Raw genomic sequence first — 15618 nt, 5'->3', positions numbered from 1 at the left:
ATGACTTGCCGATAAAAGCATACCCGCCATGGTGGGCGCGCAACGCGCGGCCAGCGCGCCCTGGTCACTGCCTGCGCGGGACGAGCCTCATCATCTGCCCTTTTTCCGCTGCGATTGGCATGCTACTGCGCCCCGTCGCGCCTCGGCTCCGCTCGAAGAGAATCACAAGCCAGCATGCTCTCGTTCCGCAGGATCCTCGCTCTCGCCGCCGTCTCGGGCGCAGCGCTCGCGCTGGCCGCTCCGGCCAAGGCCGACCGCATCCGCAACCCGACAGCGGTCTTCGCCGGGCTCGACAAGATCACCGGCCGGATCATCTCCTTCGAGGTGGCGATCGACGAGACGGTGCAGTTCGGCGCGCTGCAGATCACGCCGCGCATCTGTTGGACGCGCCCGCCGACCGAGGCGCCGCAGACGACCTCCTTCACCGAGGTCGACGAGGTCACCTTCAACAATGAGTACCGGCGCATCTTCACCGGCTGGATGTACGCTTCGAGCCCCGGCCTGCACGGCGTCGAGCACGCGATCTATGATGTCTGGCTGACCGACTGCAAAGGCGGCACCGAGCTGGTGGTCGACCCGAAGGAGCCGGAAGCGCCGCCTCCGCCGACGGCCGGCCAGCGCCCCGAGCGACCGGTGCGTCCGGCCCAGCAGGCGCCGCAACCGAACCAGCGTATCGACGTCGCTCCGCCGCAGGGCGTACCAGTGCAGCCGCGCCAGACTCCGTCGCAGCGCTTCTTCCCGACCAACCCCGTGCCCGGCGGGCGCGATCCCGCCGGCGGAAACTAGCCGGGCAATCTACCGTTCCAGTTCTGCGAGGGCCTGCCCTCCGCTGACGCGCTCGCCGGGTGGCCAGGCCCACCAGTCGCCTTCAGCCGCCACCGCCGCGTCGAGCAGGTCCCGATAGGCCTCACGGGGGATCTCGCGCGTGCCGAACTGGGCGAGATGCGCGGTCTGGAACTGGGTGTCGAGCAACTGATAGCGGCCGCGCCGCAGCCGGGCGACGAGATGCACCAGTGCCACCTTCGAGGCGTCCGTCTCGCGGTGGAACATGCTCTCGCCGAAGAAGGCGCCGCCCAGCGACAAGCCGTAGAGCCCGCCGACGAGCCTGCCTTCGCGCCAGCATTCGACGGTGTGGACATAGCCGAGATGGAAGAGCTCGCCGTAGAGCCCCCGGATGCGGCCGTTGATCCAGGTCTCGGCCCGGTCCGGCCGGCTTTCGGCGCAGGCTGCGATCACGCCCGCGAAATCCCGATCGACCCGGATTTCGAAGCGATCGGAGCGGACAACGCGTGCCAGCCGGCTGGGCAGATGGAAGGCGTCGAGCGGAATGATGCCGCGGATCTCGGGCTCGACCCAGAACAGGGCGGGATCGTCGGCGCTCTCGGCCATCGGGAAGACGCCGGCCGCATAGGCGCGCAGCAGAACCTCCGGCGTGATCGCCGGCGCGCGCGCAGGTGTGGAACGAGCCTTCATGAGGTGATGGGAGCGCGGGCCGGCGGGCGTGTCAAACTGAGAACGTCATTCTCGGGCGGAGCGAAGCGCAGATCCGAGAATCTCGTGGCGAAGAAGCTCCGACAACAGTCTCATCGGGCCTGAGATGCTCGGATCAAGCCCGAGCATGACGGTGTACGCCGGCCCTCACCCTTCGCCCGGCTCTTCCATGCCGCCATTGGCGAGGAATTTCTCCAGCCAATGGATGTTGTAGTCGCCGTTGAGGATATCCGGGTTGCGCACCAGCGTCCGGAACAGCGGCAGCGTGGTGTCGACGCCGTCGACGACGAATTCGTCGAGCGAACGGCGCAGGCGCATCAGGCATTCGTCCCGGTTGCGGCCGTGCACGATCAGCTTGCCGACCAGCGAGTCGTAGTGCGGCGGGATGACATAGCCCTGGTAGGCGGCCGAATCGACACGCACGCCGAGCCCGCCCGGGGTGTGGAACGAGGCGATCTTGCCCGGCGAGGGCCGGAAGGTCGCGGGATGCTCGGCATTGACGCGGCATTCGATGGCATGGCCCTCGATGACGACGTCCTTCTGGCTGATCGAGAGCGGCGCCCCGGCGGCGATCCTGATCTGCTCGTTGACGAGGTCGATGCCGGTGATCATCTCGGTCACCGGATGCTCGACCTGAATGCGGGTGTTCATCTCGATGAAGTAGAACTCGCCGTCCTCGTAGAGGAACTCGATCGTGCCGGCGCCGAGATAGCCCATGTCGGCCATCGCCTTGGCGCAGATCTCGCCGATCCGGTCGCGCTCGCCGGCATTGAGAGCGGGCGACGGCCCCTCCTCCCAGACCTTCTGGTGGCGGCGCTGCAGCGAGCAGTCGCGCTCGCCGAGATGGATCGCACGGCCCTTGCCGTCACCGAGCACCTGGATCTCGATATGGCGCGGCTTCTCGAGATATTTCTCGATGTAGACGGCATCGTCGCCGAAATTGGCCTTGGCCTCGGTGCGGGCCGTGGAGAGCGCAACGGAGACCTCGTCTTCGCTGCGAACCACCTTCATGCCCTTGCCGCCACCGCCGGATGCCGCCTTGATGATGACTGGCAGGCCGATCTCGCGAATGATGCGCAGCGCCTCCTCGTCATCGGTGACGCCACCTTCCGAGCCCGGCACGCAGGGAATGCCGAGGCGCTTGGCGGTGCGCTTGGCCTCGATCTTGTCACCCATGCTGCGGATATGCTCGGCCTTGGGGCCGATGAAGGCGATGTTGTGCCGCTCGAGGATCTCGGCGAAGCGGGCGTTCTCCGAGAGGAAGCCGTAGCCGGGATGGACAGCGTCGGCGCCGGTGATCTCGCAGGCGGCGATCAGGGCCGGGATGTTGAGATAGCTCTCGCGCGCCGGCGGCGGGCCGATGCAGACGCTCTCGTCGGCGAGGCGCACATGCATGGCGTTCGCGTCGGCGGTGGAGTGCACCGCGACCGTCGCGATACCGAGCTCCTTGGCGGCGCGCAGCACCCGAAGCGCGATCTCGCCGCGGTTGGCGATCAGGATCTTGTCGAACATCTTGAGCCCGCTCCCGCCCGGATGAATCCTCACTCGATCACCAGCAGGGGCTCGCCGTACTCGACCGGCTGGCCGTCCTCCACGAAGAGCGCGACGACCTTGCCGGCGCGCGGCGCAACGATGTCGTTGAAGGTCTTCATCGCCTCGACGAGCAGCACGCGCTCGCCAGCCTTCACCTCCTGGCCGATCTCGACGAAAGGCTTGGCTTCCGGCGAGGGCCGGCGATAGGCGGTGCCGACCATCGGGGAATTGACCGTCCCGGGATGGGCAACGGCGCTCTTGGCCTCGACCGGTGCCGCAGCCATGACCGGCGCAGCGGCGATGGCCGGCGGGGCCGCGACCGGCGCCATCACCGTCGCGGTGATGGTGCGGGCCACGCGGATGCGCAGGTCACCCTTCTGCACCTCGATCTCGGTCAGATCGGTCTCGTTGATCAGTTGCGCCATCTCGCGCACGAGTTCGGGATCGATGGGGCTCTTGGTCGCCATGGCGGATTTCACCGTCTTCGTGAGCTCGATGGGCGGGACGGCAAGGTCCCGAAGGGGATGCGCATATGCGAAGGAATGGCGCCGGATCAAGCCGGCGGCCTCGCGATGTCGCGCGTCTTTACCCGGAACCGAGGATCAGGAAAAGGGCGAAAGGTACCCCGTCCAAGGCGAAACGGGGCTCGCACCCTCCTTAGGCGCCCGGCAGCGCGAGAATCGCGTCCGTGTCGAGCACGTCGGCGAAGGTGTCGGCGAGCGCCACCAGCGACGACCGGTGCAGCTCGGCATGCGGTACGGCCGTCCCGCCCGGCCCAACGATGTCGCGTGTAGCGCAGGCATCGGCAGCGACGATGACGTCGTAGCCGAGCGGGACCGCATCGCGCGCCGCTCCAGCCACGCAGGCATGGGTCATTAACCCGCTGACGATCAGGGTCGTCACGCCGCGGGCCTTGAGCCGGGTGTCGATATCGGTGGTCGGAAAAACGCTGACCGAGCTCTTTCTGACCGTCTCATGGTGCGACGCCGGCGTGACGAGCGGGTGAAACGCGACCGTCTCGCCGTCTTCGGCGAAAATGGGCGCGCCGGCCGGCGTCACGTGCTGGACGTGATAGACGGGGATGCTGGACGCGTCGGCCTTGTCGATCAGCCGCCTGGCATTGGCCAGGGCTTTGGCTCCGTCCGGAATCGGCATGCGACCGTCGAAATATTCCTTCTGGAAATCGATGACCAGCAATGCGGTCGTCGCCGGAGCGAGGGTTTCGGGGGCGCTCGCGCCGATCATCGTTCGAATGGTCTGGGTCATGGCTGGCTCCTTTGCCGTGTCTCTTGCCGCCCAAGACTGACGAGTTGCCGGTTTTGCGAAAGTGGCCGGAAAGACAATATGTGATAGAATTCGGCCAACTCCTCTGACGACCGGCCCTTCCATGCACACCGTCGCCGTCCTCGCTTATGAAGGGGTCATCCCCTTCCATCTCTCGATCCCCTGCATCGTCTTCGGGGACGACCTGTTGAAGCTGGGGGCGCCGCGATACCGCCTGCTGATCTGCGCGGAAAAATCCGGACTGATTCCGACGATCTCCGGCTTTCAGATCAGCGTGCAGCACGATCTATCCGCCTTGGCGGAGGCCGATACCGTGATCGTTCCGGCCTGGCGCGATCCAATCGATCAGCCATCCGACATCCTGCTCGATGCCCTGCGCGCAGCCCATGCGCGCGGAGCGCGAATCGTCGGACTGTGCCTCGGGACTTTCGTCCTGGCGCGCGCCGGCCTGCTCGATGGCCGCACCGCGTCGACGCATTGGGCCTGGGCCGATGAATTCGAGCGAGCCTATCCGGGGGTCCGGCTGGATCGGAACGCGCTCTATGTCGACGACGGCGATATCCTGACCTCGGCGGGTACGGCCGCCGCGATCGATTGCTGCCTGCATCTGATCCGTCGTGACCATGGCGCCGAGATCGCCAATCGCATCGCCCGGCGGCTGGTGGTCGCGCCGCATCGGCATGGCGGGCAAGCGCAATACATCGAGAGCCCGTTGCCCGCCTTCGGCAATCCGGATCAGCTCTCGTCAACGCTGGAGTGGGCGCTCGCGCATCTCAACCAGCCGCTCAGCCTGGACCGATTGGCGGCGCGCGCCGGAATGAGCCTGCGCAGCTTCACACGCCGCTTCAAGCAGAAGACGGGCGTGACAGTCGTCCAATGGCTGCTGAATCATCGCCTCGCCGAGGCGCAGCGGCTTCTCGAAACCGGCGACTGCTCGATCGAGCAGATCGCGGAAATGGCCGGGTTCGGCTCGACCGTGTCGCTCCGGCAGCATTTCAGCCGGGCGTTCTCGATCTCGCCGGCGAGCTATCGCAGGCAGTTCAGAAAAACGGCCGCCTAGATCGACAGGCGATCTGGAGCGGCCGCTCGAATTTCGTCAATAAGATGAGATAATCCAGCTTAACATCTGGATCGCCTCGCCTTCCGGGATAGCGGCTCGCAGCCTCAGCCGCTGCAGGTCGTCTTGCCGCATTTGCGGACGGCGTCGATCTTCTGCTTCAGCGCCGCCTGGCCGACCGCGCCGAACACCACCTCGTCGCCGACGATGAAGGCCGGGGTGCCGGTCAGGCCGAGCCGGTCGCCGAGCGCGACCGTCTGCTCGATCACCGCCCGCGTCGCCGGAGCATCCATCTCCTTCTTGATGCGCTCGATGTCGGCACCGGCGTCCTTGGCGATCTCCAGCGCCTTGGCGCCGTTGATGCGGCCCTTGGTCGCCATCAGCTTGAGGTGGAAGTCCCAGTATTTCTGGCCCTGGAGCTGGTTCTTGACCGCGATCGCGACCCGGCTCGCCTCGACGGAGTCCGGTCCGAGAATCGGGAAGTCCTTGATCACGACCTTGAGCTTGGGATCGTCCTTGGCGAGCGCACGGACGTCTTCCATCGCCCTTTTGCAGAAGCCGCAATTGTAATCCATGAACTCGACCAGGGTGACGTCGCCCTGCGGATTGCCGGCGATGACCGAGGTCGCGGGATCGGTCAGGCTGGCCTTCTCGGCAGCAAGCGCGTTGCGCTGCGCTTCGACCTGCGCGACCTGATTGCGCTTCTCGAGCTCGACCATCGCCTCCTGGATCAGCTCCGGATTCTTGAGCAGCGTCTCCTTGATCAGCTCGACCACGGCCGTGCGTTGCTCGGCCGAGAGCCCCTGGGCCTGGGCCTGGGCCGGCGCGACGGCGACGCCGAGCGCACAGGCGGCAATGCCGGCGAGCGCCAGACGGCGCAGCGAAGAGAAGATCATGACGACGGTCCTTTCCAGAGCGCGACTCGGCGCACTATCGGTGTTTGTCGGGAGGAACATACCCGACCATGTCACGGGCGCGCAGTGCCCCAGGCCACTCCTGCGGCAATTTGGCCAAGACCCGGCCCGCTTTCGTATGAGCGATCATCGTCCTTGGCAAAACACGGGGGATTGAAGGCGAAGGGGCTGCATGACCTGGCGATCCTTCTCCTCCGCGGGCGCGGCAGCGTCAATTCACAGCTTTGCCAGCGGAGCGACCCTGCGTTCCTGCAACAGGATCGTGATCCTGCCATGGCAAAGCGCGAAAAGGCTTGTCGCGCCCGCAAGGCAGGGCGACAGATAACGCGCAACCGCAAGAGGTCGTCATGTCGAAGCTGCTGATCCCTGCCCTCGCCCTCGGGCTAGCCCTGCCGCTCTTCGCGACCGCGACCCCTGCGGCGGCCCAGAGCTGCGAGGACCTCTGGTACCAGCGCAACGAAATCTACAAGGCCCAGGGCTACTGCTTCCGCACCCAGCGCGGCATCAGTGCTTTCGGCAATGCCGGCTGCCAGTACGACAATGTCGAGGACGTGCCGCTCTCGGCGACCCAACGCCGCGTCGTCGCCGACATCCAGCGCGCCGAGCGCACGAGCCGCTGCCCGCGCTGAGGCGTTTCTTGCTTCGTTTCAAGCGATTTCGACTGGTTTGAGTCGTTATTGCGAGCGAAGCGAAGCAATCCAGGGGACGTAGAGCGCGGCCGGCCCTGGATTGCTTCGTCGGCTGACGCCTCCTCGCAATGACGATTCTACTCGGTATGAAAGTGCTTCCGGCTTATCGGACCACTGCTAGCTCGCCGCCTGGAAACGGACCTCGCCCTCGTTCAGGAAACAGGTCTTGCTGAACAGCGAGAGATCCAGCGGGTTCGGCAGGCGGATGTCGCTAAGGTCCGGACAGGGCTTCGTCGCCGGATCGTAGGAGCGGTCGATCTGCGAGATGAAGGCCAGGATCACGCCCCTCTCCTGGGCGAAGACCCTGAGCGCACGGATCTGGACCATCAGCTCGGGATTGCCGCGCTTCTGGTCGAGCAGTTGCAGATAATCGACGATCGCCAGCGTGCCCCGTGGCGCCTCGGCCAGCGAGCGCATGATGTGACCGGCGCTGATCGCGTCGGAATCGTCGAAGCCGAACAGTGCCTCGAATTGCGCCGGATCGGCGCCGAGCGCCCGGAAACGACCGAGCACATCCTTCGCCGTGTACTCCAGCGTGAAGAACACCGCCCGGCGGCCCGCCTTCATCGCCTCCATGGCGAGCCTGAGGCTGAGCAGCGTCTTGCCGTGCCCCGGCCGCGCGCCGATCAGCAGCAGGTCTCCGGGCACCAGGCGGGCGAACAACTCATCGGCCGAAAGCGAATTGGCCGATTTGGCCGCGAGCAGACTCCAGGCGCCAAAACCTTCGCCGATGGCGACGCGGTCGAGCGCGAGATGGAGCGGGATACCTTCCTGGCGCGACAACGCCTTGGCCTGGCGCTTCAGTCGATAGACGGGTGCGGTGAGCTTCATCGATGACCTCCTGATGCGAGCCGTTTCCGCAACCCCTCCTTATGCGCAGCGCTCGAACAGTCGGTTCGACGATCGGATAGACCCTGCACGGCAACGTGCTTCCCGATTGGAGGGAGGAGGCGCGGGCAGCGCCTAGAATCAGATCATAACCGATGCCGCCCGTGCCGTCGCCTCATGCCGATCCCAATTGAAGCCGCGCAGATGCTCGACCAGGGCGCGCAGCTTCGGCGCCACGGTACGCCGGCTCGGATAATAGAGATAGAAGCCCGCAAAATACGGGCAGAACTCCTGCAGCAGCGGCTCCAGCTCGCCGCGCGCGATCGCCGGGCGAAAGCTCTCTTCCATGCCGAAGGTGATGCCGACGCCCGCGACCGCGAGCTTGATCATCAACGCCATGTCGCTGGTGGTGATCTCCGGCGCGACGGCGACGCTGAACTCCTTGCCATCCTCGGCGAACTCCCAGCGATAGGGCGGCAGCTTCGGCCCCGGCCGCCAGCCGATGCAGCGATGCGCCGCCAGCTCGCGCGGATGCTCCGGCACACCGAAGCGCTCGCGATAGCTCGGCGCACAGACGGCTAGCTGGCGCTCCGCGCCGCCGATCGAGACGGCGATCATGTCCTGCTCGATGACCTCGCCCAGCCTGACCCCGGCATCGTAGCCGGCGGCGACGATGTCGAACTCCTCGTCAGTCACCGTGATATCGAGCTCGACCTCCGGATTGGCCGCGGCGAAGCCGGCGAGGAACGGCCCCGACAGGAAGCGCTCGGCAATCGACGACACCGCGAGGCGCAGGCGCCCGCGCGCACCGGCGCGCAGATCCCGCGTCGCCTCGACGGCGGCGCGCAGGTCGGACAGCGCGGGGCCGAGGTCGGAGAGGAGGCGCTCGCCCGCCTCGGTCAGGCTGACGCTGCGCGTGGTGCGCTGCACGAGCGCGATGCCGAGCCGCTCCTCCAGCTTCCTGATCGTCTGGCTGACGGCCGAGCGCGTGACGCCGATACGGCCCGCCGCGCCGCGAAAGCTCCGTTCCTCGGCAACGAGCGCGAACACAGCGAGGGCGTTGAGGTCCATCTCCATTGGTTAGTAAAACTCTCCAGACTGGAAAGAAATAGGCGGCTTATCGCGACAATGGCCTGCTCCTAGCTTTCGGGCAACCGCACTGACGCGGTTCCACCGAACACCAGACGGAGACGGATATGGCTCTCGACAAGGTCGTCCTCATCACCGGCGCCTCCAGTGGGATCGGCGCCGGCATCGCCCGCGAGCTCGCGGCAGCCGGAGCGAAACTGATGCTCGGCGCGCGCCGCACCGACCGGCTCGACGCACTCGCAGAAGAGATCGCGGCGAAGGGCGGCGAGGTCCGCACCCGCCGGCTCGACGTCACCGATCGCGCCGACGTCGCGGCCTTTGCCGACGCAGCGCGCGAGGCCTTCGGCCGCGTCGACGTCATCGTCAACAACGCCGGCATCATGCCGCTCTCGCTGATGGCCTCGCTGAAGGTCGACGAGTGGGACCGGATGATCGACGTCAACATCAAGGGCGTGCTCTACGGCATCGCCGCCGTGCTGCCGGGGATGGTCGCGCGCGGCTCCGGCCAGATCGTCAACATCGCCTCGATCGGCGCACTCGCCGTTTCGCCGACGGCCGCCGTCTACTGCGCAACGAAATACGCCGTGCGCGCGATCTCGGACGGCCTGCGCCAGGAACACGCCGAGCTGCGCGTCACCTGCATCCATCCCGGCGTGGTCGAGAGCGAGCTCGCCGAGACCATCACCGATCCGGCCGCGGCAGAGCTGATGCGCAGCTATCGCGCCATCGCGCTCCAACCGGACGCGATCGGCCGCGCGGTGCGTTTCGCGATCGAGCAGCCGGACGATGTCGACGTCAACGAGATCGTCATCCGTCCCACTGCCACCCGCTGAGGAGGAACACCATGACCATGTCGATGCGGTCCCCGTTGCGCGCCGCAGCCACGGCCTTCGCCATCGCGGTGATGCCCGCTCCTTCCATCGCGGAGTCGAGCGAGGAGCGCCGCAAGCGCGGCGAGGCCGTCGTGCGCAGCCTGAACAATGGCGCGCCGCAGCAGGCGCTGGAACACATGCGGCCGGAATTCCCCTTCCTCACCGAGGCGACCGAGGCCTATGCGCTCGGCGATGTCTGGTCGCGGCCCGGCCTCGACAGCCGGACGCGCCAGCTCGCCGCGGTGGCGGCGTTCGCGGCGACCGGCCAGACCGCCTTCATGAAGGTGCACGCCAGCTACGCCCTCAACATCGGCGTGCCCGAGGAGCAGTTGAAGGAGATCGTCTACCTGATCACCGTGCCGGCCCGCATCTCGCGGGCGATCGCGGCCTCCCAGACACTGTCGGAGCTCTTCGCCGAGCGACGCAAGCAGTGAGGCGAACGATCATGACCCGCTTGCTCGTGAACGCCTTGCTGCTGCTGGCCGCCGGCGTCGGCCTTGCCACCACGACCATCAAGACCGGACCAGAAGGACTTACCCGCATGACTATTGCCCGAGCCGCGGCAGCAGAGAGCCCGCAGACCCACCCCTATGTCGGCATGTGGGTCACCGCCGACGGCAATGTCCGGCACAACCTCCTGCCGAACGACCGCTATGATGAGGCACGCGGCAATCGCGATAGCGCCTATCGCGGCCGCTACAAGGTCACCGGCAGCTATATCGAGTACTGGGACGACACCGGCTTCACCGCCGACGGCACCTTCGTCGATGCGGATACGCTGCATCATGGCGGCATGATCCTGCGCCGCCGCCCCTGACATGAGGTGTCGAAGTTGCCGCGCATTTGTTGTGGATGCGGCAACCGGCAGCACCAGCGTGCTCGCGCCCGCGTGCTAGACCACCCCGCTCGCTCGTCCCGCTCCGGGGCGGGCCGCGGGGACCTCAAGGCGACACGCTGGCTGGCATGAAGACGGGCATCGACATGGGGTCGACGCGCAGCGGCGAGCCCGCTGAGCTCGACCTCGCCGAACTGCTGGCGACGCGGCTCCTGGTCCAGGGCAATTCCGGCTCGGGCAAGTCGCATCTGCTGCGCCGCCTGCTCGAGCAGAGCGCGCCGCTGGTCCAGCAGGCCATCATCGATCCCGAGGGCGACTTCGTCTCGCTCGCCGACCAGTTCGGCCATGTCGTGGTCGACGGTACGGCGAGCCCGGTCGAATTGCAGAAGATCGCGCTACGCGTGCGCCAGCACCGCGTTTCGGTGGTGCTCAACCTCGAGGAACTCGACGCCGACGAGCAGTTGCGCGCCACCGCCGCCTTCCTCGGCGGGCTGTTCGAGATCGACCGCGCCCACTGGTATCCGATGCTGGTCGTGGTCGACGAAGCGCAGCTCTTCGCGCCGGTCATGGCGGGCGAGGCCTCGGACGAGGCGCGGCGCCAGTCGCTCGGCGCGATGACGAACCTGATGTGCCGTGGCCGCAAGCGCGGGCTCGCCGGTGTGATCGCGACGCAGCGCCTCGCCAAGCTCGCCAAGAATGTCGCGGCGGAAGCCTCGAACTTCCTGATGGGCCGCACCTTCCTCGACATCGACATGCAGCGCGCCGCCGATCTGCTCGGCATGGACCGGCGGCAGGCCGAGATGTTCCGCGATCTCGAGCGCGGCCAGTTCGTCGCGCTCGGTCCGGCACTGTCGAAGAAGCCGCTGCCGGTCAGGATCGGCCCGGTCGCCTCGGTCGATCGCGGCGGCGCGCCGGGCCTTTTACCCTTGCCCGATCAGGCGCCGGAAGATGCCAGCAAGCTGATCTTCACCGCCGGCGAAGGCGAGGCCGCCCCTGCCCCTTGGCCGCGTCAGCCGCGGCCGCGGGCTGCGGTGGCGCCCGAGATCATCCGCCGCATCGAGACCCATCAGCCGGTGCCGCCGCCCGAGCCCGAGATCGAGATGGACCCGGCCGAGCGCGCGGCGGCGCTGGTCGAGATCCTGAACGAACTGCTCGACGATCCCGAAGCGCGCGACCGTCCGGTCGCCGTACTCTACCAGGACTTCACCGTGCGCTGCCGGATGCGCCGCGTCAGCGGGCCGGAGACCGGGCTGGACGCCTTCCGCAAGCGCCTCGCCGTCGCCCGCGCCGGAGCGAGCGAAGCGGTATTATCGTCGGAGGCCTGGGAAAAGGCGCTGACGGCGGCCGAGACGCTGCCGGAAGACCTGCACGGGCTCTTCCTGTTCATCGCCCGTAGCGCGATCGAGGGGGCGCCCTGCCCGTCCGATGCCGAGCTGGCCGAGGCCTATGGCAGCCATTCGCCGAGCCGGGCGCGCCGCCTGATCGGCTACATCGAGGAGCGCGGCCTCCTCGTCTGCCATGTCGACTTCCGCGGCCAGCGCACGCTCGCGCTGCCGACCCTCGGCGTCGAGACCGCGCCAGGCCTCGCCTCGCCACTGGTCAAGGGCCTGCCGCCGCGGCGCGCGCGGGGGTGAACGCGCCGTCTTTCCGGGGCAGGCCGATAGGCCTGAGCCCGGAACCCATAACCGCGAACCGAGCAGAACAGGGCGCGGCGCTCGCTGCGCCCTTTCGCTCACCCCATGTTCATGGGTTCCGGGCTCGCCGCTACGCGGCGCCCCGGAATGACGGATGAGCTCAATGCCCCTTGCTGGTGCCGCTGAGGGTCATCCGGTCGACCCAGGCGATGCCGAGCGCCGAGACGATGAAGATGGTGTGGATCAGCGTCTGCAGCAGCACGCCCGTGGTCGTGTAGTTCGTCGCCGTCGGCCCGCCGATGTTGCCGGCCTCGATGAAGGTCCGCAGCAGGTGGATCGACGAGATGCCGATGATCGCCATGGCGAGCTTGATCTTGAGCACCGAGGCGTTGACGTGGCTGAGCCATTCCGGCTGGTCGGGATGGTTCTGCAGCCGCAAGCGCGAGACGAAGGTCTCGTAGCCGCCGACGATCACCATGATCAGCAGGTTCGAGATCATCACCACGTCGATCAGGCCGAGCACGACCAGCATGATCTGCTGCTCGCTGAAATCGAAGGCGTGGGCGACCAGGTGCCAGAGTTCCTTCAGGAACAGGAAGACATAGACGCACTGCGCCACGATCAGGCCGAGATAGAGCGGCACCTGCAGCCAGCGCGAGGCGAAGATCACCATCGGCAGCGGCTTCAGCGGCGCGTTGGCGGGAAGGTCGGATGGATCAGCGGTGGCCATAGGGCTCCCAGTCGGGTTGATGCGTGCGTCAAGGGTTAGCCAGATGGGACCGAAAACGGCGCCATGCAACCCGGTTCGCGCCTCCTGCCCGAGGAATTTGTTGAAATTCCGCCGTGTTTTGCGTCTACTTCCGACGCTGAGGTCACAGCTTCGGGCGCTATCGCTAAGCGCGCCCGGCAAATCCTCCCATCCGGGAGGGAAAAGGAGTTCGAGATGATCAGGACGACGATGATCGCCGCCGCGCTTGCGGGCGGTTTCGCCCTCGCCACGCCGGCGGCCGCCGCGCCGCTTGCGCCCGCTGCGGCCGCAGTTGCCACCGCCGGCACGACCAATCTCGTCGAGCAGGTGCAGTATCGCCGCTATTACGGCCCGCGCTATGGCTATCGCGGCGGCTATTACGGCCGGGGCTATCGCTATAATCGCGGCGCAGCCGTCGGTGCCGGCATCGCCGCCGGTGCACTCGGCGCTCTCGCCGCCGGCGCCCTGCTCGCGCCCGGTCCGGTCTATGCCGCACCGCCGCCGCCCGTCTACGTAGCGCCGGCGCCCGTCTACGCCGCGCCGGATGGAGATGCGATCGCTTATTGCTCGCGCCGCTTCCGCACCTACGACCCCGAGACGGGAACCTATATCGGCTCGGGCGGCGTGGTCCGCGCCTGCCCGTAAGCGCCGGGCACTTCGGACCGCTTCGAGGCCTCTCCGCAGGGAGAGGCCTTTTTAATGAATGGATCGCGCTGACCGCGCCCATGTCCTCGACACCGGCATTACCTGACCACCAGGACGGGAACGGCACTATTGGAGAGCACCTCCGAGGTCTGGCTGCCGAGTAGAAGACGGCGAATCCCGCGTCGGCCGTGTGAGGCCATGACGATGAGGCCGCAATGGCGGTTGCTGGCCGTTTCGACGATCGCCTCGGCGGGGTGAGCCTCGGGAACATGAACAGTCTCGGCGTCGACGCCCAGCCGATCCGCCGCGGCTTTGGCATCGGCCAGTGTCTGCTCGGCCGCATTCTTCTGTCTTGCCTGATACTCCGCCGTTTCCATCGGCGGAGGCGCCCACCCGACACCGGCGGCGGCACCTGCATAGATCGGAAAGGGCTCTGTCACCGTGACGATGGTGACCTTGGCGCCAACGCTCTTGGCCAAGGCCAGGCCATGATTCACGCCCTTCTGGGCAACTTCCGATCCGTCTGTGGATATGAGAATTTGCTTGTACATGGTCGGCTCCATCTATCCGTGCCGCCGTCGGCCCGAAGCTCGCATCGGTGGGTTAAACGGTATGGATTGGCCAACAAGCAGGCCTGCCCAGACCGCGCTGGCAAATCCGTGCTCCTCGCGCCGGCCCCGCAGGCGGGTCTAGCGCCGCCGCCCGTAGCCGCCTCCCTGATGTGGCGTTGGTTTGATTTGAGGCAAACGCAAGCTCTTTCGTTTGGAGTACAATCTACCGGATGCTCCCTCATTCGGAGGTCGCCCATGAAAACGACAATCGAGCACGGGCCGGAATCCTGCAGGTCGGATCCACCCACGTTCACGATCGAGACAGTTGAAGACTATGCGCTCGCGACGCACCGCATCAAGGCGCTCTCGGTGCAGGATGGAAGCACCTACCGCGAGTTGATGGCGCTCAAGGACGCGGTCCGCGTCTGGGAGTTGAACCATCCGGGCACCGGACCGGACCTGCAATCGGATGCTGAGAACGCTCGCACCGTTTCGAGCAGCCGCAGGGACTAAAAATGCGCCGACGTCGCCCCCGCGAGCGGGCAAGCTACCCGCCTTCCGGTTGGGGCCAGCAAGTGATGTCGCCTCTTCGGTGAGGCTGCTGACTTGCCTTGGCGGTCGCCTGGGTTCTTATGGTGCGGCACTTGCAGAATCCGGAGTCGGCCCCGTGCGCATCGCCACCTGGAACGTCAATTCGATCCGCCAGCGCCTGACGCATGTGCTCGCCTTCCTCAAGGAGGCCGAGCCCGACGCGCTCTGCCTGCAGGAATTGAAATGCGTCGATGCCGATTTCCCGCGCACCGAGATCGAGGAGGCCGGCTGGCAGGTCGCGATCCACGGCCAGAAGGGCTTCAACGGCGTCGCCATCATCTCGCGCAGCAAGCTCGAGGATATCAGACGCGGCCTGCCGGGCGATGATGGCGACGAGCAGGCGCGCTATCTCGAAGGCGTGCTGCCGCATGGCGACGGCGTGGTGCGGCTGGCCTCGATCTACCTGCCCAACGGCAACCCGCCGAATACAGAGAAATACCCCTACAAGCTCGCCTGGATGGAGCGGCTCGCGGTGCACGCCAAGGGGCTGCTGGCGCATGAGGAGCCGCTGGTGCTCGCCGGCGACTACAATGTCATCCCCGAGCCGCGCGATGCGCGCGATCCCGCCGCCTGGACCGGCGATGCGCTCTTCCTGCCGCCGACCCGCACCGCCTTCCGCAAGCTGCAGAGCCTCGGCTTCACCGAGGCTTTGCGCGCCACCACCGACGCGCCCGGCCTGTACACCTTCTGGGATTATCAGGCCGGCGCCTGGCAGCGAAACAACGGCATCCGCATCGACCATCTGCTGCTTTCGCCGCAGGCGGCCGACAAGCTCGGCGCCGTCTCGATCGCCAAGCATGTCCGCGGCTGGGACAAGGCGTCGGATCATGTGCCGGTGCTGATCGAGCTGAACTGAG

The 15618-nt window shown here is 66.8% G+C and carries 19 protein-coding genes; 10 read left to right on the top strand and 9 right to left on the bottom strand.

Going from position 1 to position 15618, the window contains the following annotated elements:
* Positions 1-174 precede the first annotated feature (174 nt).
* Positions 175-786, top strand: coding sequence for a DUF2155 domain-containing protein (locus ACSQ24_RS10685; protein ID WP_436094649.1), 612 nt, complete (start codon positions 175-177; stop codon positions 784-786).
* A 9-nt stretch (positions 787-795) separates the two neighbouring features.
* On the opposite strand, the gene aat is transcribed toward ACSQ24_RS10685, so the two are convergent.
* The 4 genes from aat to ACSQ24_RS10665 form a co-directional block, all read right to left on the bottom strand.
* Positions 796-1473: a leucyl/phenylalanyl-tRNA--protein transferase gene (aat, locus tag ACSQ24_RS10680; RefSeq protein ID WP_436094648.1), complete on the bottom strand. Its 678-nt coding sequence runs from the start codon at positions 1471-1473 to the stop codon at positions 796-798.
* 165 nt (positions 1474-1638) lie between these two features.
* Positions 1639-3003, bottom strand: a complete 1365-nt coding sequence (gene accC / locus ACSQ24_RS10675) for an acetyl-CoA carboxylase biotin carboxylase subunit (RefSeq protein WP_436094647.1) — start codon at positions 3001-3003, stop codon at positions 1639-1641.
* A gap of 29 nt (positions 3004-3032) precedes the next feature.
* A complete protein-coding gene (gene accB / locus ACSQ24_RS10670; protein ID WP_436094646.1) occupies positions 3033-3491 on the bottom strand; it encodes an acetyl-CoA carboxylase biotin carboxyl carrier protein in 459 nt (152 codons plus the stop codon).
* Between the two features lie 190 nt (positions 3492-3681).
* The gene (locus ACSQ24_RS10665; protein ID WP_436094645.1) at positions 3682-4290 is read right to left on the bottom strand and encodes a cysteine hydrolase family protein; all 609 of its coding nucleotides are present in this window, start codon (positions 4288-4290) and stop codon (positions 3682-3684) included.
* A 121-nt stretch (positions 4291-4411) separates the two neighbouring features.
* On the opposite strand from ACSQ24_RS10665, the gene ACSQ24_RS10660 reads away from it, so the two are divergent.
* Positions 4412-5368: a GlxA family transcriptional regulator gene (locus tag ACSQ24_RS10660; protein ID WP_436094644.1), complete on the top strand. Its 957-nt coding sequence runs from the start codon at positions 4412-4414 to the stop codon at positions 5366-5368.
* A gap of 104 nt (positions 5369-5472) precedes the next feature.
* Here ACSQ24_RS10660 and ACSQ24_RS10655 read toward each other — a convergent pair whose 3' ends face one another.
* Positions 5473-6261, bottom strand: coding sequence for a DsbA family protein (locus ACSQ24_RS10655; RefSeq protein WP_436094643.1), 789 nt, complete (start codon positions 6259-6261; stop codon positions 5473-5475).
* A 365-nt stretch (positions 6262-6626) separates the two neighbouring features.
* Between ACSQ24_RS10655 and ACSQ24_RS10650 the strand changes: the two genes are divergently transcribed.
* Positions 6627-6908, top strand: coding sequence for a YARHG domain-containing protein (locus tag ACSQ24_RS10650; protein ID WP_436094642.1), 282 nt, complete (start codon positions 6627-6629; stop codon positions 6906-6908).
* Between the two features lie 177 nt (positions 6909-7085).
* On the opposite strand, the gene ACSQ24_RS10645 is transcribed toward ACSQ24_RS10650, so the two are convergent.
* Together ACSQ24_RS10645 and ACSQ24_RS10640 are read right to left on the bottom strand one after the other, a co-directional pair.
* Entirely contained in the window at positions 7086-7799 is a 714-nt protein-coding gene (locus tag ACSQ24_RS10645; protein WP_436094641.1) for a DNA helicase, read from the bottom strand.
* 138 nt (positions 7800-7937) lie between these two features.
* A complete protein-coding gene (locus ACSQ24_RS10640) occupies positions 7938-8873 on the bottom strand; it encodes a LysR substrate-binding domain-containing protein (RefSeq protein WP_436094640.1) in 936 nt (311 codons plus the stop codon).
* 119 nt (positions 8874-8992) lie between these two features.
* Between ACSQ24_RS10640 and ACSQ24_RS10635 the strand changes: the two genes are divergently transcribed.
* The 4 genes from ACSQ24_RS10635 (at position 8993) to ACSQ24_RS10620 (ending at position 12226) form a co-directional block, all read left to right on the top strand.
* Positions 8993-9718 carry an SDR family oxidoreductase gene (locus ACSQ24_RS10635; RefSeq protein WP_436094639.1) on the top strand — a complete coding sequence of 242 codons (726 nt, stop codon included), beginning with the start codon at positions 8993-8995 and terminating at the stop codon, positions 9716-9718.
* A gap of 11 nt (positions 9719-9729) precedes the next feature.
* Entirely contained in the window at positions 9730-10191 is a 462-nt protein-coding gene (locus tag ACSQ24_RS10630; protein ID WP_436094638.1) for a carboxymuconolactone decarboxylase family protein, read from the top strand.
* Positions 10192-10202: 11 nt separating this feature from the next.
* Entirely contained in the window at positions 10203-10574 is a 372-nt protein-coding gene (locus ACSQ24_RS10625; RefSeq protein WP_436094637.1) for an Atu4866 domain-containing protein, read from the top strand.
* 146 nt (positions 10575-10720) lie between these two features.
* Complete coding sequence (locus ACSQ24_RS10620; protein ID WP_436094636.1) at positions 10721-12226, top strand: helicase HerA domain-containing protein; 1506 nt, start codon at positions 10721-10723, stop codon at positions 12224-12226.
* A 160-nt stretch (positions 12227-12386) separates the two neighbouring features.
* Here the strand turns inward: ACSQ24_RS10620 and ACSQ24_RS10615 are convergent, their stop codons facing one another.
* Positions 12387-12956, bottom strand: coding sequence for a TIGR00645 family protein (locus ACSQ24_RS10615; RefSeq protein WP_436094635.1), 570 nt, complete (start codon positions 12954-12956; stop codon positions 12387-12389).
* A gap of 213 nt (positions 12957-13169) precedes the next feature.
* On the opposite strand from ACSQ24_RS10615, the gene ACSQ24_RS10610 reads away from it, so the two are divergent.
* On the top strand, positions 13170-13619 hold the full coding sequence (locus ACSQ24_RS10610) for a BA14K family protein (RefSeq protein WP_436094634.1): 450 nt from the start codon (positions 13170-13172) through the stop codon (positions 13617-13619).
* A 98-nt stretch (positions 13620-13717) separates the two neighbouring features.
* Here ACSQ24_RS10610 and ACSQ24_RS10605 read toward each other — a convergent pair whose 3' ends face one another.
* Positions 13718-14170, bottom strand: coding sequence for a universal stress protein (locus ACSQ24_RS10605; RefSeq protein ID WP_436094633.1), 453 nt, complete (start codon positions 14168-14170; stop codon positions 13718-13720).
* 255 nt (positions 14171-14425) lie between these two features.
* Here ACSQ24_RS10605 and ACSQ24_RS10600 point away from each other — a divergent pair, with 255 nt between their 5' ends.
* Positions 14426-14683 (top strand): hypothetical protein, encoded by a 258-nt coding sequence (locus ACSQ24_RS10600; RefSeq protein ID WP_436094632.1) that lies wholly within the window; start codon positions 14426-14428, stop codon positions 14681-14683.
* A gap of 154 nt (positions 14684-14837) precedes the next feature.
* Complete coding sequence (xth, locus tag ACSQ24_RS10595) at positions 14838-15617, top strand: exodeoxyribonuclease III (RefSeq protein ID WP_436094631.1); 780 nt, start codon at positions 14838-14840, stop codon at positions 15615-15617.
* Position 15618: the final 1 nt, after the last annotated feature.

Source organism: Allobosea sp. LjRoot237 (genome assembly GCF_964253285.1).
Taxonomy (GTDB): Bacteria; Pseudomonadota; Alphaproteobacteria; order Rhizobiales; family Beijerinckiaceae; genus Allobosea.
The sequence above is the reverse complement of the archived record's forward strand: the minus strand, read 5'-3'. Positions and strand labels throughout refer to the sequence as shown.

Coding starts and splice junctions, on each gene's coding strand:
- ACSQ24_RS10685 (WP_436094649.1), top strand. CDS start 175: ATGCTCTCGTTCCGCAGGATCCTCGCTCTCGCCGCCGTCTCGGGCGCA.
- aat (WP_436094648.1), bottom strand. CDS start 1,473: ATGAAGGCTCGTTCCACACCTGCGCGCGCGCCGGCGATCACGCCGGAG.
- accC (WP_436094647.1), bottom strand. CDS start 3,003: ATGTTCGACAAGATCCTGATCGCCAACCGCGGCGAGATCGCGCTTCGG.
- accB (WP_436094646.1), bottom strand. CDS start 3,491: ATGGCGACCAAGAGCCCCATCGATCCCGAACTCGTGCGCGAGATGGCG.
- ACSQ24_RS10665 (WP_436094645.1), bottom strand. CDS start 4,290: ATGACCCAGACCATTCGAACGATGATCGGCGCGAGCGCCCCCGAAACC.
- ACSQ24_RS10660 (WP_436094644.1), top strand. CDS start 4,412: ATGCACACCGTCGCCGTCCTCGCTTATGAAGGGGTCATCCCCTTCCAT.
- ACSQ24_RS10655 (WP_436094643.1), bottom strand. CDS start 6,261: ATGATCTTCTCTTCGCTGCGCCGTCTGGCGCTCGCCGGCATTGCCGCC.
- ACSQ24_RS10650 (WP_436094642.1), top strand. CDS start 6,627: ATGTCGAAGCTGCTGATCCCTGCCCTCGCCCTCGGGCTAGCCCTGCCG.
- ACSQ24_RS10645 (WP_436094641.1), bottom strand. CDS start 7,799: ATGAAGCTCACCGCACCCGTCTATCGACTGAAGCGCCAGGCCAAGGCG.
- ACSQ24_RS10640 (WP_436094640.1), bottom strand. CDS start 8,873: ATGGAGATGGACCTCAACGCCCTCGCTGTGTTCGCGCTCGTTGCCGAG.
- ACSQ24_RS10635 (WP_436094639.1), top strand. CDS start 8,993: ATGGCTCTCGACAAGGTCGTCCTCATCACCGGCGCCTCCAGTGGGATC.
- ACSQ24_RS10630 (WP_436094638.1), top strand. CDS start 9,730: ATGACCATGTCGATGCGGTCCCCGTTGCGCGCCGCAGCCACGGCCTTC.
- ACSQ24_RS10625 (WP_436094637.1), top strand. CDS start 10,203: ATGACCCGCTTGCTCGTGAACGCCTTGCTGCTGCTGGCCGCCGGCGTC.
- ACSQ24_RS10620 (WP_436094636.1), top strand. CDS start 10,721: ATGAAGACGGGCATCGACATGGGGTCGACGCGCAGCGGCGAGCCCGCT.
- ACSQ24_RS10615 (WP_436094635.1), bottom strand. CDS start 12,956: ATGGCCACCGCTGATCCATCCGACCTTCCCGCCAACGCGCCGCTGAAG.
- ACSQ24_RS10610 (WP_436094634.1), top strand. CDS start 13,170: ATGATCAGGACGACGATGATCGCCGCCGCGCTTGCGGGCGGTTTCGCC.
- ACSQ24_RS10605 (WP_436094633.1), bottom strand. CDS start 14,170: ATGTACAAGCAAATTCTCATATCCACAGACGGATCGGAAGTTGCCCAG.
- ACSQ24_RS10600 (WP_436094632.1), top strand. CDS start 14,426: ATGAAAACGACAATCGAGCACGGGCCGGAATCCTGCAGGTCGGATCCA.